The 25,412-nt window shown below is 70.2% G+C and carries 18 protein-coding genes and 4 pseudogenes; 6 read left to right on the forward strand and 16 right to left on the reverse strand.

The annotated features are described in order from the left end of the window. Positions 1–8: 8 nt before the first annotated feature. The 13 genes and pseudogenes from GEV07_11515 to merB all read right to left on the reverse strand — a co-directional run bounded on the left by GEV07_11515 (position 9) and on the right by merB (position 16,124). The gene (locus GEV07_11515; protein ID MQA03318.1) at positions 9–1,082 is read right to left on the reverse strand and encodes an alpha/beta fold hydrolase; all 1,074 of its coding nucleotides are present in this window, start codon (positions 1,080–1,082) and stop codon (positions 9–11) included. Beyond that, entirely contained in the window at positions 1,079–2,095 is a 1,017-nt protein-coding gene (locus GEV07_11520) for an LLM class flavin-dependent oxidoreductase (GenBank protein MQA03319.1), read from the reverse strand. Before GEV07_11520 ends, GEV07_11515 begins: the two co-directional genes overlap by 4 nt. Next, positions 2,092–2,460, reverse strand: coding sequence for a TIGR04076 family protein (locus tag GEV07_11525; protein ID MQA03320.1), 369 nt, complete (start codon positions 2,458–2,460; stop codon positions 2,092–2,094). Before GEV07_11525 ends, GEV07_11520 begins: the two co-directional genes overlap by 4 nt. Continuing rightward, positions 2,403–3,638 (reverse strand): amidohydrolase family protein, encoded by a 1,236-nt coding sequence (locus tag GEV07_11530; protein MQA03321.1) that lies wholly within the window; start codon positions 3,636–3,638, stop codon positions 2,403–2,405. Before GEV07_11530 ends, GEV07_11525 begins: the two co-directional genes overlap by 58 nt. Next, complete coding sequence (locus GEV07_11535) at positions 3,635–5,305, reverse strand: hydantoinase B/oxoprolinase family protein (protein ID MQA03322.1); 1,671 nt, start codon at positions 5,303–5,305, stop codon at positions 3,635–3,637. The genes GEV07_11530 and GEV07_11535 overlap by 4 nt, the downstream gene beginning before the upstream one ends. After that, entirely contained in the window at positions 5,302–6,969 is a 1,668-nt protein-coding gene (locus GEV07_11540; protein MQA03323.1) for a hydantoinase B/oxoprolinase family protein, read from the reverse strand. The genes GEV07_11535 and GEV07_11540 overlap by 4 nt, the downstream gene beginning before the upstream one ends. Continuing rightward, positions 6,966–8,963, reverse strand: coding sequence for a hydantoinase/oxoprolinase family protein (locus GEV07_11545; GenBank protein ID MQA03324.1), 1,998 nt, complete (start codon positions 8,961–8,963; stop codon positions 6,966–6,968). The genes GEV07_11540 and GEV07_11545 overlap by 4 nt, the downstream gene beginning before the upstream one ends. 91 nt (positions 8,964–9,054) lie before the next feature. Continuing rightward, a pseudogene (locus tag GEV07_11550) lies at positions 9,055–11,013 on the reverse strand (dipeptide ABC transporter ATP-binding protein). A gap of 5 nt (positions 11,014–11,018) precedes the next feature. Continuing rightward, positions 11,019–11,885 (reverse strand): ABC transporter permease subunit, encoded by an 867-nt coding sequence (locus tag GEV07_11555; GenBank protein ID MQA03325.1) that lies wholly within the window; start codon positions 11,883–11,885, stop codon positions 11,019–11,021. Next, positions 11,885–12,894: pseudogene (locus GEV07_11560) on the reverse strand (ABC transporter permease subunit). Before GEV07_11560 ends, GEV07_11555 begins: the two are co-directional and overlap by 1 nt. Positions 12,895–12,900: 6 nt before the next feature. Further along, positions 12,901–14,606 (reverse strand): annotated as a pseudogene (locus GEV07_11565) (ABC transporter substrate-binding protein). Between the two features lie 65 nt (positions 14,607–14,671). After that, positions 14,672–15,406: a cupin domain-containing protein gene (locus GEV07_11570; protein ID MQA03326.1), complete on the reverse strand. Its 735-nt coding sequence runs from the start codon at positions 15,404–15,406 to the stop codon at positions 14,672–14,674. A gap of 109 nt (positions 15,407–15,515) precedes the next feature. Beyond that, positions 15,516–16,124 (reverse strand): organomercurial lyase MerB, encoded by a 609-nt coding sequence (gene merB / locus GEV07_11575; GenBank protein ID MQA03327.1) that lies wholly within the window; start codon positions 16,122–16,124, stop codon positions 15,516–15,518. Between the two features lie 103 nt (positions 16,125–16,227). On the opposite strand from merB, the gene GEV07_11580 reads away from it, so the two are divergent. After that, on the forward strand, positions 16,228–16,635 hold the full coding sequence (locus tag GEV07_11580; GenBank protein MQA03328.1) for a MerR family DNA-binding protein: 408 nt from the start codon (positions 16,228–16,230) through the stop codon (positions 16,633–16,635). Then, positions 16,632–17,147: an FAD-binding protein gene (locus tag GEV07_11585; GenBank protein MQA03329.1), complete on the forward strand. Its 516-nt coding sequence runs from the start codon at positions 16,632–16,634 to the stop codon at positions 17,145–17,147. Before GEV07_11580 ends, GEV07_11585 begins: the two co-directional genes overlap by 4 nt. Before the next feature lie 276 nt (positions 17,148–17,423). Here the strand turns inward: GEV07_11585 and GEV07_11590 are convergent, their stop codons facing one another. Beyond that, positions 17,424–18,581: a fumarylacetoacetate hydrolase gene (locus GEV07_11590; GenBank protein ID MQA03330.1), complete on the reverse strand. Its 1,158-nt coding sequence runs from the start codon at positions 18,579–18,581 to the stop codon at positions 17,424–17,426. Positions 18,582–18,765: 184 nt separating this feature from the next. Here GEV07_11590 and GEV07_11595 point away from each other — a divergent pair, with 184 nt between their 5' ends. Together GEV07_11595 and GEV07_11600 are read left to right on the forward strand one after the other, a co-directional pair. Beyond that, positions 18,766–19,488 (forward strand): molybdopterin-dependent oxidoreductase, encoded by a 723-nt coding sequence (locus GEV07_11595; GenBank protein ID MQA03331.1) that lies wholly within the window; start codon positions 18,766–18,768, stop codon positions 19,486–19,488. 33 nt (positions 19,489–19,521) lie between these two features. Continuing rightward, positions 19,522–20,478: a C-terminal binding protein gene (locus GEV07_11600; GenBank protein ID MQA03332.1), complete on the forward strand. Its 957-nt coding sequence runs from the start codon at positions 19,522–19,524 to the stop codon at positions 20,476–20,478. Between the two features lies 1 nt (position 20,479). Here GEV07_11600 and GEV07_11605 read toward each other — a convergent pair whose 3' ends face one another. Together GEV07_11605 and GEV07_11610 are read right to left on the reverse strand one after the other, a co-directional pair. After that, positions 20,480–22,789 (reverse strand): molybdopterin guanine dinucleotide-containing S/N-oxide reductase, encoded by a 2,310-nt coding sequence (locus GEV07_11605; GenBank protein ID MQA03333.1) that lies wholly within the window; start codon positions 22,787–22,789, stop codon positions 20,480–20,482. Between the two features lie 9 nt (positions 22,790–22,798). Beyond that, the gene (locus GEV07_11610; protein ID MQA03334.1) at positions 22,799–23,953 is read right to left on the reverse strand and encodes an MFS transporter; all 1,155 of its coding nucleotides are present in this window, start codon (positions 23,951–23,953) and stop codon (positions 22,799–22,801) included. Between the two features lie 116 nt (positions 23,954–24,069). On the opposite strand from GEV07_11610, the gene GEV07_11615 reads away from it, so the two are divergent. Both GEV07_11615 and GEV07_11620 read left to right on the forward strand, forming a co-directional pair. Then, positions 24,070–25,053, forward strand: a complete 984-nt coding sequence (locus tag GEV07_11615) for a zinc-binding dehydrogenase (GenBank protein ID MQA03335.1) — start codon at positions 24,070–24,072, stop codon at positions 25,051–25,053. 103 nt (positions 25,054–25,156) lie between these two features. After that, positions 25,157–25,303 (forward strand): annotated as a pseudogene (locus GEV07_11620) (zinc-binding dehydrogenase). The last annotated feature ends 109 nt before the right edge of the window (positions 25,304–25,412 follow it).

A 25,412-nucleotide genomic window follows, 5' to 3' on the forward strand; every position in this document is an offset into this window, starting at 1 on the left:
ATACCTCCTCAAGGTGACAACCGGGCGGCGAGCACCGCCGCGGTGTCCGCCCACAACTGGCTCTCCGGGGCGATCAGGGTGAAGTGGTCGCCATCTCCATGCAACGCTGTGACGGCGTCGCCGGCAACCTCTGCGGCTGCGGCGTACCTGCGGTTCATCTCGTTCAGATCCGGGCTGTCCGCACGAGCGGTGACCACCAGCTGGTGGGCGCCGACCGGCAGCCGCAGCAGCGGCGAGGCGGACGCGTAGGTGTCGGGCAGCTCGTCGCACGTACCGCCGAGCGCGTTCGCCACCGCACCCTCGCCGAGGTCGCGGCGCTGTGCCTCGTGCAGGTCGACGACCCCGGCCTGCACGACCACCGAGGCCGGCCGCACCTGTGCGTCCGTCGTCTCGAGCAGGTCGGCGGCGGCTCGCGGCGCGAGCTGGCCACCCGCGGAGTGGCCGACGAGCGCGACCCGGCCGGCGTCCACCGGATGGGTGGCGGCGAGCTGCGCGACGTACCGCACGGCGGCGTCCACGTCGGCGACGGTGGCCGGCCAGCCGTGCCGGTCCGGTCGCCTGTACTCGACGTTCCACGCGGCGAAGCCGCGCCCGGCGAGGTCGACGGCGAGCGCGTCCATCAGGTCGAGCTGCCAGCGCGACCGCCAGTACCCGCCGTGCAGCAGCACCACCACGGGTGCGCGCGTCGGGGTGTCGGGGAGCCACAGCTCGCCGAACTGCTCCGGCTCGTCGCCGTACGCCACCCGTCGTGCCTGCCACCGGTCGTGGTGGACGAGTGTGCGTACGGCCCAGCGCACCCCGTCGACTCCCCTGCCCTGGATGTGGTGGGCCAGCCGCGGCGACAGGTCCGGTGCGCGGTGACCGAGGTCGACCCGCACTGCACCGCCGTACGGCAGCTCGGCCAGGTCGGGGGTCTCGGGCACGGTGACGAGCACTGCCCCCGTGCCTGGCGGTGACGTGCAGTCGTCCACCCAGGTGACCCGTGCGGTGACCCCGAGCCTGGCCGCTTCCGCGGCCACCAGGTCGCCCAGTGCGTCTTCGTCCACCGGCTGGCGCTGCACCAGCACGTCGAGCGCGGTCATGGCCGCGTCCCGCGGCGCAGCAACGGCAGCACCCGCCGGCCGAGCAGCTCGACTCCGCCGGCGTCGGTGAGCCCGTGCGGCGTACCGAACTCCACCCGTCTCGCGCCAGCGTCGATGAGCCGCTGTGCCTGCGCGGCCACCTGTTCCGGCGTACCGGCGAACGCGAACAGGTCCAGCACGTCGTCGGGGATGCATGCGCCGGCCCGTTCGTGGTCGCCGGCGTCGACGTGCTTGCTCACCGCGTCGAGCAGGTCGCCCGGCAGCGCGACGGTCGGGTCGAGCCCGCCGACGACGGCGAGGTACATGGCCACCTCGAGGCGGGCCTTCGCCCGCGCCGCCGCGCCGTCCTCGTCCACCACGGTCACCGCACCGACCACGACGCCGACCGCGTCGTCCGGACGCCCGGCGCGTGCGCGCCCGACCGCGATGCGCTCGGTCAACACGTCGATCACGGCAGGGTTGGCGGTGCCGCCGACCTTCACCTCGTCGGCGAGCTCGCCGGCGAGCGCGGCCGTGCGCTCGCCCCAGGTGCCGATCAGCAGCGGCGGTACGCGGTCGGGCAACGGGTAGCGCAACCGGGTGCCAGGCGCCAACCGGAAGACATCACCCTCGACGCCGGTGCCGTCGCCGCGCAACAGCGCGCGGATCACTCGCACGGCGTCACGCAGGTGCGCAACCGGTCGCCGCTGCCTGATGCCGATCGCGTCCAGCCAGGTGCCGCGCGCGAGCCCGAGGTAGGCACGGCCGTCCGAGGCGTCGTCCAGCACGGCGAGCTGGCCGGCGATCTCGTACGGGTGCATGGTGTACGGGTTCCAGCACGCCGCACCCAACCGCACCCGCTGCGTGACCCGAGCCATCTCGAGCAGCGCGTAGATCGGCGGCTGGTACAGCAGGTCGCTGAACACGCTGAGCACGTCGAAGCCGGTGTCCTCGGCCAGCTCGGCCAGCCGTGCGTAGTCGGCGCCGCGCTTGTCCGACTGCAGGCCGAGGCCGATCTCCGCGTAGCCGCTCATGTCAGGTCCGCGGAGTTCATCTGCCGCAGGCCGATGCGCTCGATCCGCATCACCACGCGCTCGTCCGGATCGGGGCAGCAGACCAGCGAGTCGCGTTCCAGCCAGTCGGCTGCGGGCAGCTGCCGCTGCTTCGCCGGCAACAACGGCAGCACCGACTGCAGCGCGAAGACGCAGAAGTGCTTGCCAGCCGGCAACCGCAGCTCCGCGCTGTTGACCAGCTCGAAGTAGTCACCGACCTGCAGGCCGCACACCGACCGCCCCTCGATGTGGTCGACGGTGACGCGCAGGTCGTACAGCTCCATGTCAGTCACGGCAGCTCCTCCCGCCTGTCGTCGCGGACGACCTCGCCGTCCTTCATCACCCATCGCAGGCTACGCAACGCCGACACGTCCTCCGTCGGGTCGGTGTCCATGGCGATCAGGTCGGCCAGCTTGCCAGGCTCCACCGTGCCGAGCTGGTCGTCGGCACGCAACCAGCGCGCAGGGCCGATCGTCGCGGCCCGCAGGGCCGCGTACGGCGCGAGCCCGAAACCGGCCATGTGCTCAAGCTCCCGCACCACTGCGGTGGTGCCCTCGAACGGCTGGAACGGTGGCATGTCGCTGCCGAGCAGCACCTCGACGCCGGCGGCGAGCGCGAGCTTGTAGCTCTGTGCGTGCCGCGGGCCGGCGGACAGCGACCGCCGCTGCATCCAGCTGGGTACGCCGAGCGCGTCGAGGAACTCGCCGCACCGGGTGACCACGAGGGTGGGCACCAGCTGGGTGCCGTGCTCGGCCATCAGCGCTGCGACTTCCTCGGTCAGCTCGTAGCCGTGCTCCACGCAGTCGAGGCCGAGACGCACCGCTTCCTCGATCACCGAAGCCGGCCCGGCGTGCGCGGTCACCTTGCGACGCCACGCGTGCGCGGTGCCGATGACCGCGGCCATCTCCTCCCGCGACAGTTGCGGGGTGTCGATCGACTCGTGCTCGCCGGCGATGCCGCCTGAGATCATCACCTTGATCAGGTCGGCGCCGGCCTTCAGCTGCGCCCGTACGCCACGCTGGAACGCCGCCGGCCCGTCGCACTCGAGCGTGTCGGTGTTGTCGTGGCCGTGCCCGCCGGTGCACACCAGCCCCCGGCCTGCGGTGTAGATGCGCGGGCCAGGCGTCCAACCCGCGTCGATCGCACGGCGCAGCGCGAAGTCGGCGTGGTCCTTCTCCGCGACGCACCTTACGGTGGTCACGCCGCTGTGCAGGGTCTTGCGCGCCCCTGCTGCCATGTACAGCGCGAGCCCGTGCGGGTCGAGCGCACGCACGTCGTTGCCGGCGTTGCCCGGCAGCGCCAGCGAGAAGTGCGTGTGCATGTTGATCAGCCCGGCCATCAGGTAACCGCCGTCGAGGTCCACGTCGACCCGGTCAGCGGGCGCCGCCGCCCGTACCGTCGCCTCGGGCCCGCACAGCTGGATCCGGCCGTCGCTGATCCACACGGCCGCATGCGGGAGCGGCTCGTCGCCTACGCCGTCGACGAGCGTGCAGCTGTGCAACAACACGTCAGGGGACTCGCTCACCTGCTCACCTCGACTCCGTAGTCGTTCCGCGCGGCTGCGGCGGATACGTACCCTTCTGCGACGTCGGCACGCACGAGGTCAGGGTCGCGCGTGCGTGGGTCACCGTGTCCGCCGCCACCGGCGGTCAGCAACGAGATGCGGTCGCCCGGCCGCACGGTGAGCCGCTTGGTGCCGACGCGTTGCTCGCGCTCGGTGCCGGGGAACGCAAGTACCTGACTGGGTTCAGGCTCCGCGCCGCCGGCCAGCGCCCACGGCGGCGTCTTGGTCCGTTTGATGACCGAGAGGAACTCACCGGCGCTGCGGAACCTGATGTCGCGCCGCAACCCGCAGCCGCCGCGGAACCTGCCGGCGCCGGCGGAGTCGCAGCGGATCTCCAGCCGTTCGACGACCATGCCGGAGCGCGCTTCGAGCACCTCGACCGGCGTGTTGTGTCCCGCGGTCTGGCAGATGTGGTTCGCCGGGCCGTGGCCGTCGTGTGTCGCGCTGGCTCCCCAACCGACGAGGTCGTTGTTGCTGATCGCGTAGAACCCGCCGTGTTCCGGGTGTTCGCCCACCATCATGAAGCCGGGCACGTCACCACCAGAGCAGGCGGCGACCCGGTCCGGCATGCCCTGCGCGAGCGCCTTGTAGATCAGCTCGACGGCGAGGTTGCCTGTCCACTGGGTGAACGTCGCCGCCGGGTACGTGGCGTGGAAGAGCGTGCCAGGTTCGGTACGCACCCGTAGCGGCGCGAAGTGCCCTGCGTTGGCCTGCTCGTACGGCGTGGTGAAGGCCTTGTACGCGACCCTGGCGCAGGCGATGGTGGAGCCGAGCGGCAGGTTCACTGGGCCGCGGGTCGCGGGTGCGGAGCCGGTGAAGTCACACGTCATGGTGCCGTCGGCGATGGTGACGGTGACCTGCATCCGCACCGCGTAGTCGCTGACGCCGTCGTCGTCCAGCCAGTCCACCGCGGTCCAGGAGCCCTGCGGCAGGCCGCGCAGCATTTCCGTCGCGGTGGCCGCACCGAGCTCGATCAGCTGGTCGATCGCCCGCTCCACCGTACGGCGACCGAACTTGGCAAGGATCTCGTGGATGCGCCGCTCGCCGGTACGCAGTGCAGCGACCTGCGCGTGCAGGTCGCCGATCACCAGTTCTGGCAGCCGCGAGTTGAACCTGATCAGTTCGAGGATCTTCGTATCAGGTGCGCCGCGCTCGAACACCTTCGTGCCGGGGAAGAGCAACCCCTCCTGGTGGACGTCCGTGGAATCCAGCACGTAGCCGGGATCCTTGGCCCCCAGGTCCATCCAGTGCGCACGCACACACAGGTAGCCGAACAGGCTGCCCTCAGAGAAGACCGGCATGAACAACGTCGCGTCGTACGCGTGTGCGGCGTTCCAGTACGGGTAGTTCAGCAGCACGATGTCGCCGGGATGCAGGTTCTCCACCCCGACGTACTCGACGCCCTTGCGCAGCGAGTAGTCGTTCGCGCCGAGGAACCTGGTGAGCCCGGTGGCTTCCGCGACCAGCCGCAGCTTCGCGTCATAGACGGAGATACCGAAGTCGAGCACCTCGTAGATCACCGGGTTGAACGCCGTACGGATCAACGTCGCACGCATCTCCTCCGCCGCAGCGACCAGGTACGACCGCACCACCTCCGTGGTCGCGCCGTCGAGCACCGGCTGGGTCACGTGGTCTCCTCGACACCGTAGACCTCGCGGGCGGTCTCGGCGGAGAGGTAGCCCTCGGCTACGTCGTGGCGCACCGACTCGGGGTCGCGCTCCCGCGGGTCGCCGTGCCCGCCGCCACCCGCGGTGAGCAAGGTGATCCGGTCGCCCGGCTGCACTGCAACCCGCGTAGTGCTCACCCGGCGCTCCCGCTCGGTGCCGGGGAACACGATGACCTGGTTGGCTTCCGGCTCCTGCCCGCCGCCCAGCGCCCACGGCCGGCTCTTCGTCTTCTTGATCACCGAGAGGAACTCACCGGGACTGCGGAACCTGATGTCGCGCCGCAACCCGCAGCCGCCACGGAACTGTCCCGCACCTGCGGAGTCACGCCTGATTTCCACCCGCTCGAAGAACATCCCCGTACGCGCTTCAAGCACCTCGATCGGCGTGCTGCGCACGGTGCTCTCCGACAGGTGGATGGTAGCGTCGATGCCGTCGTGGTCGGGGTTGCCGCCCCAACCGACCGGGTCGTTGTTGCTCACGGCGAAGAACTCACCGGTCTCCGGGTGTTCACCGACCATCATGAAGCCGGGCACGTCACCGCCCGAGCTCGCCGCGAGCCGGTCCGGCATGCCCTGCGCGAGCGCCTTGTAGATCAGCTCGAACGCGACGATGCCGGTCCACAGCGTGAACGTCGGTGCCGGGTAGACGGCGTGGAACAACTGGCCCGACTCGGCGATGACGTCGAGCGCGGCGGTGGTGCCGCCGTTGGACGGTTCGTCCGGCGACGTCAGTGCTTTCAGCACCACCTTGCACATCGCCAGCGTCGCGCCGTACGGCATGTTCACCGGCCCTGCGGTGGCCGGTGCGGAGCCGGTGAAGTCACACGTGAGCGTGCCGTCGGCGATGGTGACTGTGACCTGCATCCGCACCGGGTCGTCGCTGACGCCGTCGTCGTCCAGCCAGTCCACCGCGGTCCAAGATCCCTGCGGCAGCGCACGCAGCGCGTCCCGCGACCTGGTCTCCGACACGGCGAGGTACTGCTCGACGGCGGTGTTCACCGACGGCACGCCGAACTTGGCGAGGATCTCGTGGAAGCGGCGCTCGCCGGTACGCAGTGCGGCCACCTGCGCGTGCAGGTCGCCGATCACCAGTTCGGGCATCCGCGAGTTGAACCTGATCAGTTCGAGGATCTTCTCGTCCGGCTCGCCCCGCTCGAACACCTTCGTGCCGGGAAAGATCAGGCCTTCCTGGTGCATGTCGGTGGAGTCGAGCACGTAGCCGGGATCCTTGGCGCCCAGGTCCATCCAGTGCGCACGCACACAGAGGAAGCCGACCAGCGTGCCATCGAAGAACACCGGCATGAAGAGCGTCGCGTCGTACGCGTGTGCAGCGTTCCAGTACGGGTAGTTCAGCATGACGATGTCGCCGCGGTGCAGGTTCTCCACCCCGACGTACTCGACGCCCTTGCGCAGCGAGTAGTCGTTCGCGCCGAGGAAGAAGGTCAGCCCGGTGGCCTCGGCCACCAGCCGCAGCTTCGCGTCATAGACGGAGATGCCGAAGTCGAGCACCTCGTAGATCACCGGGTTGAACGCCGTACGGATCAACGTCGCACGCATCTCCTCGGCCGTCGCCACCAGGTACGACCGCACCACCTCGACGGTGGCACCGTCCACGCCTTCGGTCATCGCGCACCTCCTTCCGCAGTCACCAGCAGGTAGCCGTGTTCGTCGACGGTGACCCGCTGCCCGCTGTGCACGACGGTGGTCGAGGTGCCCTCGTCGACAAGCGCGGGGCCGGCGAACGCGTCGCCGGGTTCCAGCCGGGACCTGTCGTAGACGGCGAACGGCACCAGCGCACGGGTACCGAAGTCGTACGCCTGCCGGTCGCCGGTGTGTGCCTGCGCCGGGTCGCCGTCGCCCGCAGGGAACGTGGGCACCTCGATCCGTGCGGTGCGGCCGATGCCGCGCACCCGCACGTTGAGCACCTGCAGCCGGTTGCTCATCACGTGCCCGTAGCGGGTCTCGTGCAGCTCCTCGAACGCCGCCCTGATGGTGTCGTGGTCGAGCTGCTCACCGACGGGCACCGGCAGGGTGTGCTCCTGCCCGAGGTAGCGGATCTCCAGCTGTCGCTGCAGGATCGCACGCTCGGCGGCGACGCCCTGCGTGGCCAGCGACTTGGTCGCCTCCACGCCGAGCTCGTCGAACGTAGCCGCGAGCTGGTCGAGGTCGAGCTCGTCGAGCGGTGCCATCACCGTACGGGCGACGTCGTCGACGACGTCGGCGCTGAGCATTCCCCATGCAGAGAACCCGGACGGCGCGAACGGTACGACCACCTCACGGATGCCCATCTCCCTCGCCAACAGCGGCGCGGTCAACGGGCCCGCACCGCCGAACGCCAGCAGTGAGAACACCCGCGGGTCGTGCCCGCGCTCGACGGTGATCTGCCGCACCGCACCGACCGTCCGCGCAAGCATTACGTCGAACACACCCGCAGCGGCCGGTTCGACCTCCATACCGAGTGGCTGCGCGATCTCCTGCTCGAGCGCGGCGCGCGCCCGGTCGACGTGCAGCTCCATCTCGCCGGCGAGGAAGCTCGCCGGGTCGACGTAGCCGAGGCAGACGGCCGCGTCGGTGACGGTGGGCGTGGTGCCCCCGCGGCCGTAACAGACCGGGCCAGGGTCGGCACCTGCGCTCTGCGGGCCCACCTTCAGCAGACCGCGGTCCAGCCAGGCGATGGAACCGCCGCCGGCGCCGATGGTGCGGATGTCGTACGTAGGCACGAGCAACGGGAACTGTTCGAGCGCAGCCTCGTGCGTCGCTGCCGCACTGCCGCGTTCGATCACGCACGCGTCGAGCGACGTGCCGCCGATGTCGAAGGTGAGCAGGTTCTGCCGGTCGAGCACCTCGGCGAGGAACGTACCGCCGACGACGCCGCCTGCCGGCCCGGAGAGGATGGTGTGCGTCGGCGACACCTTCGCCGCCTCCGCGGTCATCGAACCGCCGCCGGATCGCATGATGAGGAACTGGCCGGCGAAGCCGCGCCCGCCGAGCGCGCGCTCCAGCTCACCGACGTACCGCTCGAAGATCGGCCGGATGTACGCGTCGAGCACCGTGGTGCTCGTGCGTTCATACTCCCGGTACTCGCGCGCGATGTCCGTGGAGATCGACACCGTGACATCCGGGTGGGCTGCGCGCACGATCTCCGCGGCGCCGCGCTCCTGCGTCGGGTCGCGGAACGAGTGCAGGAAGCAGATGGCGATCGACCGCACCTGGTGCTCTTCTACGAGCATGCGGGCGGCATCGCGCACGCTGTCCTCGTCGAGCTCCTCGACCACGTTGCCCTGGTAGTCGAGCCGGCCCTTCACCCCCACGGTGTGCTTGCGCTGTACGAGACCTGGCGGCCGTTCGTACTGGAAGTCGTACATGTGGTCGGGTGGCACGTTGCCACGGCCAAGCAGGAAGATGTCGCGCATCCCGTCGTTGGTGATGATGCCGGTGGTCTCGCCGCGGCGTTCGAGCACCGCGTTGAGACCGAGCGTTGTGCCGTGGATGAACAACTCCGCCCGCGTGAGGTCGGTGTCGAGCGCGGTCACCGCGTCGAGCACACCCTCCCACGGACGCGCGGGGGTCGTGGACGCCTTGCGGAAGCGGACAGCGCTGGTGCGCGTGTCCAGCTCCATCGCGTCCACGAACGTGCCGCCGATGTCCACGGCTACCCGGAACGTTCCTGCGCCCACTACTCCCCCCCTTCTCGACCACGACCGGCGTGCTGATCTCCGGTACCCGGTGGCAGGCCGCTCGCCGGCCCTGCTCGTACTCGTACAACTCCTGTGGTTGCTCGCATTCCGCCACCGCGTACGGACAGCGCGGAACGAGCGGGCAGCCGGTGGTCGCCTCCGCCTGGTCCAGGTCGCGCGACAGCGTCACGGTGCCCGTGGGTGCGTCGCCGCGCAACCGGGGCGCGCTGGCGAGCAACGCACGCGTGTACGGGTGCATGGGTTCGGCGAACACCCGGTCGGCCGGGCCCTCCTCGACGACCCGACCGAGGTAAAGCACGACGACCCGGTCGCAGAACCCGCGTACGGTGGCGAGGTCGTGCGAGATGAACACGAAGCTGCGCTCGCGTTCCGCAGCGAGCGACCGGATCAGGTCGAGCACTTGCGCCTGCACGGTGACGTCGAGCGCGGACGTCGGTTCGTCCAGTACGACCAGCTCGGGGTCGACGACGAGCGCACGCGCTATAACCACCCGTTGCGCCTGTCCGCCGGAGAGCTGGCTCGGCCTGCGGTCCAGGATCTCCGCCCCCAGGCCGGTCTGCAGCACAGCCTCCTCGGCCCGCACCCGCCGCTCTTCCTTGCCGAGCCCGAGCATCCGCAGCGGTTCGCTGACGGCGTCGAGCACCGTACGCCGTGGGCTCAACGCTCCCTGCGGGTCCTGGAACACCATCTGCACGCGTCGGTGCAGCTGCCGGCGCTCGGACCGCAACATCTTGGTCAGCTGCGCGCCCTCGACCTGCACCGAGCCCGCGGAAACCGGCTGCAGGCCGGCGATCACGCGCGCCAGAGTGCTCTTGCCGCAGCCGCTCTCGCCGACGATGCCGACGCTCTCGCCGTGCGCGACGGTGACCGAGACGTCGTGTAGCGCACGGTGCCCACGGCCGCCGAACCGTCCGCCGTAGACGACGTCGACCGACGTCACGTCGAGCGCCTGCGGGTCGCCCTCCCCTTCTGCGGCACCGCGTGCCCCTTCGGTCGCAGGCGGTTCCGTGACCTGCAGTGCCGGTCCGCTGGCCGGGTGGAAGCACGCCACCGACCAGCGGCCGTCGCGATCGAGGAGCGCAGGGCGTGACGACCGGCACGCGTCGTCGGCGTTCTCGCACCGCGGCGCGAACGGGCAGCTCTCCGGCGCCTCCCGCAACAGCGGCATGGTGCCTGGTGTGGCGGTGACCGCAGTGCCGTCGTAGTCGGGCACCGACCGCAGCAGCGCGCGGGTGTACGGGTGCGCGGGCTGCGACAGCAGCTGCGCGGTGGGACCGCTCTCGACCACCGTTCCCGCGTATAGCACGACCACCCGGTCGCAGACGGTGCCGACCGACGCGAGGTCGTGCGAGATGAGCAGCACCCCGCGGCCCTCGTCGTCGGCCGCCTTACGGAACAGGCCGAGGATCTCGCGGGTGGGCGTGATGTCGAGCCCGGTGGTCGGCTCGTCGGCGAGCAGCAGTGCGGGCGCACAGGCGAGCGCCAGCGCGACCATGACCCGCTGGCACATACCGCCGGAGAGCTCGTGCGGGTACGAGTCGAACCGCCGTCGCGGGTTACGGATGCCAACCTGCTCGAGCAGACCGACCGCAGCATCGCGCGCCGCCCTGCCGCGCAGCTCCTGGTGCACCTCGAGCCGGTCGGTGAGCTGGCGACCCACCGTACGTACGGCCGAGAGCGCCGACCGCGGGTTCTGGAAGCACATCGCCGCGCCGTGCCCGCGGTGTGCGGCCAGCCGCGCGGCGTCCATGGCGAGCACGTCGTCGCCGTCGACGTACACCTGGCCGTCCGCGTTCGCGGCGCCGGGCAGCAGGCCGATGATCGATCGGGCGAGCATGCTCTTGCCGCCGCCGCTCTCGCCGACCAGCCCGACGACCTCGCCGCGGTCGACCTGCAGCGACACGTCCGACAGCGCGGCCACCGCGTTCGTACCGGCGCCTATCCGAACCGACAGGTCCTCGATCCGCAGCAGGCCGCTCATGTCGACCTCCGCATGCTGCGCTCCTGCAACCCCTCGCCGATCATGCTGAACGCGAGCACGCACACCAGCAACGCGAGGCCCGGCGGCACCGACGTCCACCAGCGGCCCGCGACGATGTCGGAGCTGCCGATGCTGATCATCGCGCCCCACTCCGGTTGCGGGATCGGCACACCAAGGCCGACGAACGAAAGTCCCGCCAGCGCGAGCATCGCCCAACCGCAGTTCAACGGCGCGAGCACCCGCACCGGCATCACGCTGTTCGGCAGCACGTGCCGCCACAGCATCCCGACCACCCTGCTGCCGGACAACCGCGCCGCGTCGACGTACGGCAGCTCCCGTACCGTACGCACCTCCGCACGCACCAGGCGCGCGTAGGCAGGCGCGTTCACCACGGCGAGCACCACGATCAGGTTGCCGATACCCGGCCCGAGGAGCGCCGCCACCGCGAGCGCGAGGATGAACGTGGGGAACGCCTGCAGCATGTCGACGACCCGCATCGCCGTGTCGTCCAGCCAACCGCCACGGAACCCACAGACCAGGCCGACAGTACTGCCGAGCACCACCGCCAGCGCGACCGCGGTCACCGCGACTCCGAGGTCGACGGCGACCGAGTGCAGCAGCCTGCTCCAGACGTCCATCCCGTTGCTGTCGGTGCCGAGCAGGTGTGTGCCACCGGGCGGCCGCAAGGTGGCGTTCGGGTCGATCTGCATCGGCCCCCACGAGGTGAGCAGCGGGGCGGCGAGGGCCGCCACGGCGACGATCCCGAGCAGGACCACGCCGGTCACCAGGAGACCGGTGCCGAAGCCGGCGTCCACTGACCGTGCCCGGCGGCGCACGATGACAGGCAGCTGGGTGGCGGCCATCAGATCCTGACCCTCGGGTCGAGCGCGGCGTGTACGACGTCTGCGACGAGGAACGCGACCACGTAGCAGAATGCGATGACGAACACCGCTGCCTGCACCACCGGGTAGTCGCGGAACTGCAGTCCCCGCAGCGCCCACTGGCCGAAGCCCTGCCAGCTGAAGACGAACTCGACGAGCACCGTGGAGCCGAGCAGGTTGCCGAACACCAACGCGGTCAACGTGGGCAGCCGCATCAGCGTCGCGCGGGTGAGGTAGCCGAACAACAACCTGCGCCCCGCGATGCCGTGTGCCCGCGCGGCCACGTACGCCGGTGACTCGCGCACCTCGAGCGCCGCCGACCGCACACTGCGCAGCAGTGACGCGCACACCACGATCGCCAGCGTCATGGCCGGCAGCATCAGGTGCCACAGCGCGGAGACGACCGCTGCGCCGTTGCCGACGAGCATGGCATCCACCACCTCGGCACCGGTGAGCGGCTGCAGGTCGAGGTCGGCGTCCACCCGACCGCTTGGCGCCGGCGCGAGGTGCAAGCCGTTGTAGACGACGAGGATCAGCACCAGGCCGAGCCAGAAGTCCGGCATGGCGTTGCCCACCAGCGAGCCGATCCTGACGGTGTGGTCACCCAGCCGGTTCGGCCGCTGCGCGCACGCGATGCCGAGCACCACGGCGACGACCAGCGCGAGCCCGAGCGCGGCGAACGCCAGCTCCAGCGTCGGACCGATCCGCACGGCGATCTCTGCGCCGACGGACGTCCCGCTCTGGATGGAGATGCCGAAGTTCCCCGTGACCAACCCGGTCAGGTAGTCGAGGTACTGCACCATCAACGGCTCGTCCAGGCCGTACCTCTCCCGGGCCGCGGCGACGTCAGCCGCAGTCGCGTTCGGGCCGGGATGGTCCTGATCGGGTCGCCGGGCAGCACGCGCACGAGCAGGAACGTGATCGCCGTGACCCCGAACAGCACCGGGATCAGCAGCAACAGTCGCCGTACGGTGAACCGTGCCAGTCGCATCCGGCCTCACGACTTGGTGAGGTAGCGGAGCCGGAACAGGTCGTCCACCGGCTGCACCCAGCCGGTGACGCCCTTGCGGACAGGGAGGTTGAAGTTCGGCTGGCAGATGACGAGCCACGGCACGTCGTCGGCGAGGATCTGCTGCGCCTGCCGCCACAGGTCGAGCCGCTCCTTCTCGTCGGTGACGGTGTGCGACTTCTCGAAGATCGACTCGATCTTCGGGTTGCTGTAGTTGGAGTAGTTCAGCGCCGCGCCCTTCGTGAGACTCGTCGCCAGCAGGTACTCGACGTCGTTCACCCACTGTTGCCCGTACGCGATCTGCAGCGGGATGTCCTTCTTCTCCCTGCGGTCGGCGAAGGTCGCGGGGTCGAGCGGCGAGAGCTCGACGGTCACCCCGACCTTCTTCAGCGCGCTCTTCACGAGCACGGCCAGCTGCTGCTGCTCGTCGTCGTCCGTGGCCTACGCCAGCTCGGTGCTGAGCGACGTCTTGCCGGCCTCCTGCAGCAGCGAACGCGCCTTGTCGACGTCGTAGGTGTACGGGTAGCCGGAGCTGGAGTAGCCGGGCATGTCGAGCGGCACCGGGCTCTTGGCCGGCCGTGCGTCACCGTCGAAGACGTTCTTGATGATCTGCTCGTACGGGATCGCGTGTGCGAACGCCTGCCGCACCTTGACGTCGTCGAACGGCGCGTAGGTCACCGACATCTCGATCGTCACCAGCTCGTTGTTGGGGCTGGAGATGACCTGGACGGCGCTGTTCTTCTTCAGGTCCTTTATGTCGCGGCGTGACAGCCCCATCGCGACGTCCACGTCGCCGTTCTGCAGCTGCAGCCGCAGGTTCGCCGCGGACGACACTACGGGCATCCTGATCGTCGCGGTCTTCGGCGGGTTGCTACCCGGGTACTTCTTGTTCGCGGCGAGCACGATCTCCTGGTTCTGCGTCGCCTTCTGCACGTCGTAGTGGCCGCCGGTCAGTGGCGTCTTCGCGATCCACTCCTTCGCCCACTCGTCGTCGGGCGTGGTGTGCTTCTTGGCTTCCTTCGAGTCGTAGACGTACAGGCAGATCGCCTGGATCTGCTCGGTCAGCGCGCTGGCGAAGTCCTGCTCGAAGCGCACCGTGTACTTGTCGACGACCTTCACCTGCTCGGGTTTGGTGAGCCCGATCAGCCGGTAGATGCCGGCGACGTTCGCCTGCGCCGCGACGCGCGGTCCTTCGACCACTTCACGTCGGCGGCGGTCAGCTCGTTGCCGCTGGGGAACTTGACGCCCTTGCGCAGCTTCAGCGTCCAGACCTTGCCGCTGTCGTCCGCCGTGAACGACTTGGCGAAGCTCGGCTGGATGTTGGCGGTGTCGAGCATCCGCGCGCCGTCGACCGTGCCGACCCCGTAGTCGACGAGGTACGGCATGGTGTTCTTGAACAGCGCGAGCGCGAGCAGGTCGAAGCCGACGAAGTCCTGGTCCCAGCTGCCCGGGTAGCTCGACACAGCCACCCGCAGCGTGTCGGACGCCGCGCCCCCGCCGTCACCGTCGGAGTCGTTCGCCCCGGCGGCACACCCGGTGAGCAGGGCGACCCCGACGCCGCCGCCGAGTACGAAGAAGGACCGCCGCGACAGCCCTGCGCCGGCACCGCTGGTGATCTTGCCGCGCTCGTTCACATCCGCCTCCGCCAGGCCATCGATCCGACCCCGATGCCGCAGTTCTATACCGGCGAACATGCGTTCGTAAGAGGTGAACATTCCAGTTCGGCGTCGACCGACGCCCATGCCAGGCCCGGCCGCGCTCAGAACAGACGCGGCGTGACCACCGATACCACCACCGTCACCGAGTCGGTGTCGTTGTGCAGGCTGTGCGGGATCGACGACTTCAGATGCAGGCTGTCGCCCTGGCCGAGCCGGTGCGCGGTGCCGTCCACCGTGTAGACGAGCTCCCCCTCGAGCACGTACGCGAACTCCTCGCCGGCGTGCGTCTCCATCTCGTCCAGCTCGCCACCAGGGGCGATGTGCACGAGCATCGGTTCGAGCACCAGCTCGGGCGCCCGCTTGGAGAGCATCCGGTAGGTGCGCTGCCCGGACACGTACTGCGACGACTGCTCGCCGCCCGCGCGCATCAGGGTGAAGTAGCGCTTCGGCGACACCGGCTGCTCGCTGTCACGCGCCGCCGGCTCGGTCGCGTCCTCCTCGGCAGCGACCGGGTCGCTGCCGACGGCGGTCTCGTCGAAGAACTCCGTGATGTCGCGGCCCATCGTGTCGGCCAGGTCGCGCAGCGCGGTGAGGCTGATCGACGACAGCCCGCGCTCCAGCTGGGACAGGAACCCGATGGACAGGCCGCTGCGCTCGGCCAGCGCCCGCAGCGACAGCCCGAGCTCGGTGCGGAACGTGCGTACGTGGTGGCCGATCACCTGCGACAGGTCGCTCGCGCGCTCCTCATCGCCCCCGTCGCGCGGTTGCTCCGCCCCGGTCGCCGCGCCGGTCGCCGCGCCGCCGCCGTGCGAGACCGCTGCGCCCTTGCCGGCCATTGCTGCCTCCCGGTGCTCACCAGTTCGACAGAAGTGAACATACCGCGGATGGCAAGACCGTACGCCGGAGTCCCGCCGGCAAGCTCGCTGCGTGACCGTCCCACCCGCGTCAGGCGACCCAGCCGAGCTCGCGCTCGACCTCGACACCGAGCGCGTGGAACTCCCGCACCGGGCGGACGTCGCCGTCCGGGTGCTCCGCCCGCCAGCTCGCGGCGGCCTCGGCGGACGCGTAGAAGTGGCCGAGGTCGCAGGTCTGCGCACGGATGTCGCTGCTGCCGCCGCTCAGCGCGGCCTGGGTGACCGCGGCGGTCTCCGGGTCCAGCGACGCCACGGCGTCCTGGGTGACCTCCAGCCGGACGGTGCGACCGGTCGCCGGGCAGGTCGACTCGACGCTCGCCGGCCGGCCGAGGACGGCGGGGAACAGCAGCGTGTCCGCGGCGCAGAACGCGAACAGCGTGCGGCCGTCGACGGTGAACCGGTGCGGCGTCTCGCGCTGCGTCAGGCCGAAGCCGAGCAGCCGGCCGTCGGGCGCCCAGTCGGTGCCGGGCTGGGCACGCAGCCAGCCGTCGAGCTGCTCGACCGGCGTGTGCCCCTCGGCCGCCAGCTCGTCCAGCGACACCGGCTCGCCCTTGGCCACCAACCGCAGCAGGGCGGGGAAGAAGGCAGGCATCTCCTGCCGCTGGATGAACTCGACCAGGCTTCGCTGCAACGTGTCCATGGTTGACCCTTCCTTGGCTCGACCACGTCAGCGTGCACCCGGTACCGAGCTACCGGGTCAAGCCGTTGACCCCGTACCCAGGTACCGGGTTCAGACTGGACGGATGTGGACCAGTGAGGTGGCCAGGCAGGCGGGGGTCAACGTGCAGACCCTGCGGTACTACGAGCGGCGTGGCCTGCTGCCGCAGCCGCCCCGTTCGCCGACCGGTTATCGCTCGTATCCCGGCGATGCCGTGCAGCTGGTGCGGTTCGTCAAGCGGGCGCAGCAGCTGGGGTTCAGCCTGGACGAGATCGAGGAGCTGTTACACCTCGCCGACGGCGGCCCGGACAACTGCGACGCCGCGCGTTCCGTCGCGGAAGCACGCCTGGCCGACCTGACCGCGAAGATCGCGGACCTGCAGCGGATGAGCACCTCGCTGCGCCGGCTGGTGGACACCTGCGCCAAGCCGCGCGCCGACCGCGACTGCCCGCTGCTGCAGACCATCCGCACCGACGCGGACGAGACACCGTGACCGGCGACGCGACGCGGACCGACCTGGCCGTCGTGGGGTCAGGCAGCGCGGCGTTCGCCGCGGCGATCGCTGCCAGCAGCCGCGGTCTGGACGTGGTCATGGTCGAGCGGGGCACGGTCGGCGGCACCTGCGTGAACACCGGCTGCATCCCGTCGAAGGCCTTGCTCGCCGCCGCTACGGCCCGACACGGCGCGCTCGCCGGCGGCTTCCCCGGCGTCACCACCACCGCGGCCCGCCCGGACTGGCCGGCACTCGCGGGCGGCACGTTCGACCTCGTCGACGAGATGCGCAGCGCGAAGTACACCGACCTCGCGACCGCGTACGGCTGGCGGCTGGTGGCCGGCACGGCCAGCTTCACCGGCGACGCCGCAGCCCCCGCACTGCACATCGACCTGGCCGCAGGCGGCACCCTCCGGGTGGAGGCCGCGCACTACCTGCACCGAGCTCGCCCGCGAGGAGCACGCGGCTCGATCGCCGCAGTCCGCCGCCGGCTGACCGGGACGAGTCCTTGACTCCGTACCCCACTACACGCCACATCATGGGTGGCACAGCGGATCCGCAGACCGTACGGGAGATCGTCCATGACCGTTCCCGACCAGTCCCGACCAGCAACTCACCGACCTGCTGCGTGACCTACCGGCACCGGTACCCGCACCAGTAGTCGCCAGCCCGCGCGGCAACCGGGTGCGACGCCTGCTCAGCGCGCTCGAAGGTGCCGTCTGCTGCGGCGGCACACACCGCGCACCACCGGCCGGCTCCCCGTCCCCGGGAACGGGCCAGCTCTCCGGTCAGATGAGGTTGCGGGCGCGCAGGTTCTGCACCAGGGCCCAGATGCCGAACTCCCACCTGGGCGCGGTTTCCGCGTGCTGCACACGGTTCTGCAGCGCGCCCAGGCGCGGGGTGGCTATCCGGACCACGTCGCCGACCAGGTGGGTGAAACCGCCGCCTGGCTCCGTACGGTCCTTGGTGGGTGCGAACAGTGTGCCGGTGAAGAGCACGAACCCGTCCGGGTACTGATGGTGGTCGCCCCAGGCATGGTTCACCAGCTCGAGCGGGTCACGGCTGATGTTGCGCATGGAGCTGAACCCGTCGAGCTCGAAGCCGTCCGGGCCGGTGACGGTCAGGTTGATCTCCAGCTGGCTGACGTCGGCCACGCCGAACGAGTCGTCGAACAACCGGACGAACGGCCCGATGGCACAGGACGCGTTGTTGTCCTTGGCTTCGGCGAGGAGCAACGCACTGCGCCCCTCGAAGTCCCTGAGGTTGACGTCGTTGCCCAGCGTCGCGCCGACAGGCACACCGTCGGAACGCACGGCGAGCACGACCTCGGGCTCGGGGTTGTTCCAGGTGGAGCGGCTGAGCACACCGACCGACTGGCCGGTGCCGACGGCCGAGAGCACCGGCGCCTTGGTGAAGATCTCCGGGTCTGGACCGATGCCGACCTCGAGGTACTGCGACCAGAGATCCTCCTGCTGCAGCACGGCCTTGACCTTCGCGGCCTCGGCGGAACCTGGCCGCACCGTCGAGATCGCGCCACCGATCGCCTGCGCGAGCTGGTCACGGATCGCCTTGGCCCGGGACGGGTCACCCTTCGCCCGCTCCTCGATCACCCGCTCGAGCATGCTCTCCACGAACGTGACGCCGGCCGCCTTGATCACCTGCAGGTCGATCGGCGCGAGCAGCCGTGGCACGGCCGCGTCGGCGTCGTCGGTCAGCAGCTGCTCGATCGGCCAGCGCCGACTGCCGCTACGCGCGGCGGCGATGACCTCGTGTACGTCATCGCGTTCCAGCAGGCTCGACACGGTGGGTTCCCGGTCACTGAGGTCGACGACCTCGGCACCGTCGACGACCACGACGCACGGTCCACGGGACTCCGGATCGTAGATCCTGCCGACCAGGGTCGCGCCGGCAGAATCGGCCGGCAACACGTCGCTTGCGGCTGTCATGGACGGTCGCCTCCTGTCGACACTACGCGCAACACTGCGCCGGGAACGTAGCATCATCCTAAGATGCGACCGATAGCTCGCCACCCGGTCGACAGGCAACGCGCGTCCTCCTCCCCCTCTGGAGGGAGCAGATTCCCTCCCCTGCGGGAGTGGTGATACGGGCAGTCGCCCGACGCTGGGTGACATGGAGATACCACGCAACCTGTCGGCCAGCGGTAGCGCTTCAGGGGCCGGTCTCCCGCCTGGCCAGCGCCGACGTCGCGACTTCCCCCGTTTCGGTGTGCCGTTCACTTCTCGCCCCGCGGTGCCGGACGTCCCGGAGCTGGTCGTCAACGGCGCGGTCGAGCGCGAGCTGCGGCTGCCACTCACCGAAGTGTTCGACACGCTCCCCCGCGTCGAGCAGACTGCCGATTTCCACTGCGTCGCCACCTGGTCGGCCACGGACCTGCACTGGTCAGGCGTCTCGTTCCGACAGGTTTGGGAGCATATCGTGGTCCCGCGTTGTCGGCCCGCCGATGCCGTCGCCATCATCGCCCACGGCGCCGATGCGGTAACGGCCGTCATCGACCTGCGCGACGCGATGGCCGATAACGTCATGCTCGCCGACCGGCTCGACGGTCAACCGCTCGGCGACCGCCACGGGGCCCCGCTGCGCCTCGTGAGCCCCAGCCAGTACGGCTACAAGAACATCAAGCACCTGACGAGGCTCGAGGCCACGCGCACCTTCCCCAAACCGGGCCGCATCCTCGGAGACCACCCGCGAGCCCGAGTAGCACTCGAGGAACGTGACCCCTACCTCAATGCCCGGATCTACCGCCTCATCGGCCGCACGCTCACTCCGCCAATCGCCTGGCTGAACCGCCGAGCCGCCCGAAAGTCGGCCTACTCGCATGACATCATCACATGACCGGCTCAACCGCGGCGAGAGGTTGAATCCCCGATGAGCAAACGACTCGTGGTCACGGACCACGCCTTCAGGAATGTCGAGCCGGAGGAGAGGGCGGCCCACGAGGTCGGTGCTACCTTCGCGTGCTACGCGTGCAGCGACGAGGCGGAGACGGCGGCAGCCTTGACCGACGTCGACGTCGCGCTGGTCAACTTCGCGCCGATCACACGTACGGTGCTCGCGCGGATGCGACCGGGCGCAACGGTCATCAGGTACGGCATCGGCTACGACAACGTCGACCTGGAAGGCGCCGCGGAGCTCGGTATCCAGGTCGCGAACGTGCCCGACTACGGCGTGCAGACGGTCGCGGACCATGCCGCGGCGAGCCTGTTGGCACTGTCGCGCCACATCCCCGAGTACCACCACAGGATCGCGACCGAGGGCTGGGTACGTCCGGCCGACATCGGGACGATCCGCGGTTTCCGGTCAAGCACCGTGGGGCTCGTCGGCATGGGACGCATCGCGCAGGCGGTGCACGCCAGGCTCGTGCCGTTCGGATTCTCGTTCGTCGGCTACGACCCGTACTGCCCGCCGGAGACCTTTGCCCGGCTCGGCGTCGAACAGGTCGCCCTGCTCGACCTCGCCGCCCGCGCACACGCGATCAGCCTGCACGCCCCGAGCACGCCGGAGACGTATCGGATCGTGGACGCGGAGTTCCTCGACCGGCTGCGGCCGGGCACGGTGCTCGTCAACACCGCACGCGGACCGCTCGTCGACGAGGCCGCACTTGCCTACGCGATCGCGGCGGGCCGGGTGGCCGCCGCCGCGCTCGACGTGACCGACCCTGAGCCGATTCCCGCCGACTCGCCGCTACGGCAGCTGCCGACGGTGATCCTCACGCCCCATGCCGCGTTCTACGACGAAGACTCGGTGAACCTGCTCCAGCAGCTCGCCAGGGACGAGGCGTTGCGCGCGCTGCGCGGTGAGCCACTGCGTTGCCGGATCGCTTGACTCAGGCCGGTTCTACCGCAGGCGGGTCGAACACGGAGATCTCCGGCAGCGCGTCGGTGTAAGGCTCGACCTCCACGAGCGCACTGTGTGCACTGGGTCCCTGGCCCAGCTTGGACGTGCCGTGGTCGGGCGTCAGCACGTTCGGGTTGCCGTGCTTGTCGAGTGCGCCGATGCGCCCTGGCTCCACCGGGTCGTACCAGGCACCGGTAGCGAGCTGCACCACGCCTGGTCGGATCCCGTCGTCGACGCGTGCGCCTGCGAGGCAGCGCCCGCGGTCGTTGCGTACCACGACGATGTCGCCGTCGCTGATCCCGCGCGCCGCGGCGTCGCTCGGATGCATGACGACAGGTTCCCTGCCGCGCACCTTGTTCGCCGCGCTGACCCGGCCCATGTCGAGCTGTCCGTGCAGTCGCGTGGCCGGCTGCACGGACAGCAGATGCAGCGGGAACTCCTGTGCCTGCTGCGCTCCCAGCCACTCGCCGGGTTCCAGCCACACCGGGTGGCCCGGGCAGTCGTCGTAACCGAACCCGTCGATGGTCGCGGAGAACAGCTCGATGCGCCCGGACGGTGTGCGTAGCGGCTGACCGTCGGGATCGGCGCGGTAGTCGCCGAGCAGCACGTGCGCCGGCCAGGTCGGCAGCTCGGCGTGCCCCTGCTTCCAGAACGTCTCGAAGTCGGGCACGGCGACCCCGTGGCGCTGTGCACCGTCGCGGAACGTGTCGTAGAGGTGCTGCAACCAGCCCGTCTCGTCACGTCCCTCGGTGAACGCGTCGACGATGCCGAGCCGCGCCGCGAGGTCGGTGAAGATGTCGTAGTCGTTGCGTGCCGCGCCGATCGGCTCGACGGCCTGCTGCATCGCGATGACGAACGAGTCGCGCGACGCGGCGCCGATGTCGTTGCGTTCCAGCGTGGTAGTCGCGGGGAGCACGATGTCCGCATGCCGTGCCGTCGCCGTCCACCACGGCTCGTGCACGACGATCGTCTCCGGCCGCCGCCATGCTTCGAGCAACCTGTTGATGTCCTGGTGGTGGTGGAACGGGTTGCCGCCCGCCCAGTAGACGAGCCTGGTGTCCGGGTAGCGCATGCGCTTGCCGTCGAAGTCGTACTCGGCACCGGGGTTGAGCAGCATGTCGACGATCCGCGCTACGGGGATCGCGCTCCCCGTAGGGTTCGTCCCCGCGGGCATGTTGGGCACGGAGAACGGCTGCTTCACGTTGCCGATGCCGGACGCGTTGGCGAAGCCGAAGCTGAACCCGCCGCCGGGCAGGCCGATCTGCCCCAGCATCGCGGCGAGCGCGATGGTCGCCCAGAACGGCTGCTCGCCGTGGTCCGCACGCTGCAACGACCAGGTGGCCGTGATGAGCGTGCGTGTCGACGCCATCCGCCGCGCCAGCTCTTTCAGCTCGTGCGCGTCGACGTCCGCGATGTCCGCGGCCCACTCGGCAGTCTTCGGCCGGCCGTCGGCCGCACCGGTCAGGTACTCGCTGAACCGCTCCCACCCGACGCAGTACCGGTTCAGGAACTCCTCGTCGTGCAGGTCCTCGGTAAGCAGGGTGTGCGCGAGCCCCAGCATGATCGCGGTGTCGGTGTTCGGTCGCGGCGCGACCCACTGGGCGTCGAGGAACTCCGGCACGTCCACCCGCAGCGGCGTGAACGCCACGAACTCGACCCCGGCCGCGCGGGTGCGACGGAGCTCCGGCGATGTGTTGTGCCTGGCGATGCCACCTGACTCGACCTGTGCGTTCCGCAACGGCATGCCGCCGAACATCACCCACAGGCCGGTGTTCTCGACGATCGACGACCACGAGGTCACCGTGCCTGACGTCGGCGATGCCGAGCCGACCACGTGCGGGAGGATCGCGGCGGCAGCCGCGTAGCTGTAGTTGCCGATCTGGTCCGTGCAGCCGCCGAAACAGTTGAGGAACCTGGTCAGCTGCGTCTTCGCGTGGTGGAACCTGCCAGCGCTGGACCAGCCGTACGAACCCCCGAACACGGCGCTGCTGCCGTGCTCGTCGCGTACCCTACGCAGCTCCCCCGCCACCAGGTCGAGTGCGGTGTCCCACGACACCGCGACGTACGGATCCTTCCCGCGCAGCTCGGGCGCACTGGCTGGACCGTGGTCGAGCCCGCTCTTCCTGACGCACGGGGTCTCGACCCGTACGTCCGCGGTCAGCGCGTCGGAGATGGAGCTCACCTGCGGTGACGGGTCGGGGTCACCGGGGAACGGAGCTGTCGACACCACCCGGCCACCGTCGACGTCCGCGACGAATGCTCCCCAGTGCGAACTGTGCACGACCTGCGTTCGAGTCATTCGACCACTCTAGGCTGTGCGGCGCATGGTCGCACCGAGTACGACGATGCCTGCCGCGCTGACGAAAGCCGGCAGGAAGCCGAGAACCGGTACGCCGGTGAGGTCCCAGATCGCGCCGCCGAGCAGCGGCAACAGGAACGCCAGCGCGTAGCCGATGGTAATCATCCCGGCGGAGACACGGTGGGCGTCACCGCGGCCGGCGAACAGCACCGGCAGGGTGAACGCGACCGTGATACCCGCGCCCGCGGCGAACCCCGTCACACCGGAGCCGACGAGCACCGCCGTGGTGCCACCGCTCACCATGATGGCCAACCCAACCGCGCCGATCGCCCCGAGCGTCGCGATGAACACCCGGCCCGTGAGCACCGACGTACGGAGGAACGCGAGCAGGACGGTCGCCGGCAGCTGGGCCACGTTCAGCGTGGTGAGGGCCGCACCGACCAGCGCCGGCTTGCCCGTCTGATGGAGGTACGACGGCAGGAATGCGTTGACGCCGAAGTAGACCACCGAGCTCGCGCCCTGCAACAGGCCGAGCCGCCACACGATGCCGCTGCGCCAGTCCGGCATCCAACCACGCGTCTCGGCCGCGGGTCTCGCTCTCCCGCCGCGGATCACGCCGACGAACACCGCGACGCCGACGATCGGCACCGACCAGAGCGCGAGGGCGAGCCGCCAGCTGTCCCCCGCGAGCGGCAGCACCACGGGGAGGGTCAGCGCGGCGGCGAGCACCTCGCCGACGAGCATGCCGTTGACCCAGGTCGCCGTTGCGCGTCCGGCCGCCTGCGGCACCCAGGTCTGGACGAGGTCGGGCATGGCCGGCTGGATCGCGGCGATCGCCAGCCCCATCACGAAGGTGAGCGCGAACAACACGCCCACGCCTGCGACTCCCCGCAGCCCTGACGAGGCTGCGATCACGACCAGCCCGACGACGACCGCGAGCCGTGGTCCAGTACGTGAGATGACCGCCGCACCGAGCGGCGCTCCGACGGCGAGCAGGAGCACCGGGAGCGTGGTGAACGCCGCAAGCGCGGTCTGCGTCAGGCCTAGCTCGTCCTGGATTCGCGGCGACAGCGGCGGTACCGCGAGCACCGTGAGGCGCAACGTGAGTCCCGCACACCACAGTGCCGCGAACCTGCTGACCAGGTAACCCGACGAGCCCGTCATGGGACAGCGTCGTCCGGCGTCGAACACGTCATGCTCGGACCCTAACCGGCCCTTGACCTCAACTTTGGTTCAGCTCGTAGCGTCGAAGCTCCGACGTTCTGACAAGGAGTGATGACGTGCGCGTGATACAGGCGACCAGCTTCGGCGGCCCCGAGGTTCTGGTGGCGAAGGACCAACAGGACCCGGTGGCCGGTCCAGGGCAGGTGGAGGTGGCTGTCTCAGCTGCCGAGATGCTGTTCCTCGACGTCCAGCTGCGCAGCGGCTGGGGGCGCGAGTTCTTCCCCATCGAGCCGCCGTACGTGCCGGGTACCGGAGTCGCCGGCACCGTGCGGGCGGTCGGCGAAGACGTGGACCCCGACTGGGTCGGTAAGCGGGTGGTCGCCGCGACCGGGAAGAGCGGCGAGTACGTGGGCGGCGGCTACGCCGAACGTGCGGTAGCTCCTGTCACCGAGGTGTTCGAGGTGCCCGACACCCTCGAGCTGCCGGCGGCCCTGACGGCGCTGCACGACGGCCTCACCGCGTTGAGCCGGCTCGAGCGGGCCGCCATCGAGCCGGGTGAGCGGGTGCTCGTGACGGCCGCGGCCGGCAGCCTCGGGGTGTGGCTGATCCCGCTCGCCCGCGCCGCGGGCGCGGACGTCGTCGCCGCGGCCCGCGGCGGGCAGAAGCTGGCGCATGCCACGGCGCTCGGCGCCGACGGCACCGTCGACTACTCCGCGGACGACTGGACGGAACGGCTGCAAGCGGCGTACGGCGGTGCACGACCTGACGTGGTCTTCGACGGCGCCGGCGGGCAGATCGGCCGCGCCGCGTTCGAGGTCACCGCGCCCGGCGGCCGGTTCTTCTCCTACGGCGCGGCGAGCGGCGACTTCGCCGCCATCGACACCGACGAGCGCCCGGCGGGCGACGTCACCGTCTACGGCATCCAGGACCGCATCGCCCCCGCCGACTGGGCACGCCTGACGAAGCAGGCCCTGGCGGAGCTGGCGACCGGCCGGGTCACTCCCGTCATCGGCCAGACCTTCCCGCTGGCACGAGCCGCCGCCGCCGACACCACCGCCGAAGCCCACACCGCCATCGGCAAGACGGTGCTCCTGACCTGACACCCGGTCACAACACCGCCTCGGCCGGACAACAGCCAGCGAACGGCCGGGTCAGCCCCGCCATCGGCAAGACGGTGCTGCTGACCTAACACCCGGTCACAACACCGCCTCGGCCGGACAGCAGCCAGCGAACGGCCGGGTCAGCCCCGTCATCGGCCAGACCTTCCCGCTGGCACGAGCCGCCGCCGCCGACGCCCACGCCGCCGCCGAAGCCCGCACCGCCATCGGCAAGACGGTGCTGCTGACCTAACACCCGGTCACAACACCGCCTCGGCCGGACAACAGCCAGCGAACGGCCGGGTCAGCCCCGCCATCGGCAAGACGGTGCTGCTGACCTAACACCCGGTCACAACACCGCC

This window comes from Streptosporangiales bacterium, assembly GCA_009379825.1.
GTDB lineage: Bacteria > Actinomycetota > Actinomycetes > Streptosporangiales > WHST01 > WHST01.

Excerpts from the sequence above, each read along its gene's own strand:
- GEV07_11515 (MQA03318.1), bottom strand. The coding sequence starts at position 1,082 with ATGACCGCGCTCGACGTGCTGGTGCAGCGCCAGCCGGTGGACGAAGAC.
- GEV07_11520 (MQA03319.1), bottom strand. The coding sequence starts at position 2,095 with ATGAGCGGCTACGCGGAGATCGGCCTCGGCCTGCAGTCGGACAAGCGC.
- GEV07_11525 (MQA03320.1), bottom strand. The coding sequence starts at position 2,460 with ATGGGTGATGAAGGACGGCGAGGTCGTCCGCGACGACAGGCGGGAGGA.
- GEV07_11540 (MQA03323.1), bottom strand. The coding sequence starts at position 6,969 with ATGACCGAAGGCGTGGACGGTGCCACCGTCGAGGTGGTGCGGTCGTAC.
- GEV07_11545 (MQA03324.1), bottom strand. The coding sequence starts at position 8,963 with ATGGAGCTGGACACGCGCACCAGCGCTGTCCGCTTCCGCAAGGCGTCC.
- GEV07_11555 (MQA03325.1), bottom strand. The coding sequence starts at position 11,885 with ATGGCCGCCACCCAGCTGCCTGTCATCGTGCGCCGCCGGGCACGGTCA.
- GEV07_11570 (MQA03326.1), bottom strand. The coding sequence starts at position 15,406 with ATGGCCGGCAAGGGCGCAGCGGTCTCGCACGGCGGCGGCGCGGCGACC.
- merB (MQA03327.1), bottom strand. The coding sequence starts at position 16,124 with ATGGACACGTTGCAGCGAAGCCTGGTCGAGTTCATCCAGCGGCAGGAG.
- GEV07_11580 (MQA03328.1), top strand. The coding sequence starts at position 16,228 with ATGTGGACCAGTGAGGTGGCCAGGCAGGCGGGGGTCAACGTGCAGACC.
- GEV07_11590 (MQA03330.1), bottom strand. The coding sequence starts at position 18,581 with ATGACAGCCGCAAGCGACGTGTTGCCGGCCGATTCTGCCGGCGCGACC.
- GEV07_11595 (MQA03331.1), top strand. The coding sequence starts at position 18,766 with ATGGAGATACCACGCAACCTGTCGGCCAGCGGTAGCGCTTCAGGGGCC.
- GEV07_11600 (MQA03332.1), top strand. The coding sequence starts at position 19,522 with ATGAGCAAACGACTCGTGGTCACGGACCACGCCTTCAGGAATGTCGAG.
- GEV07_11605 (MQA03333.1), bottom strand. The coding sequence starts at position 22,789 with ATGACTCGAACGCAGGTCGTGCACAGTTCGCACTGGGGAGCATTCGTC.
- GEV07_11610 (MQA03334.1), bottom strand. The coding sequence starts at position 23,953 with ATGACGGGCTCGTCGGGTTACCTGGTCAGCAGGTTCGCGGCACTGTGG.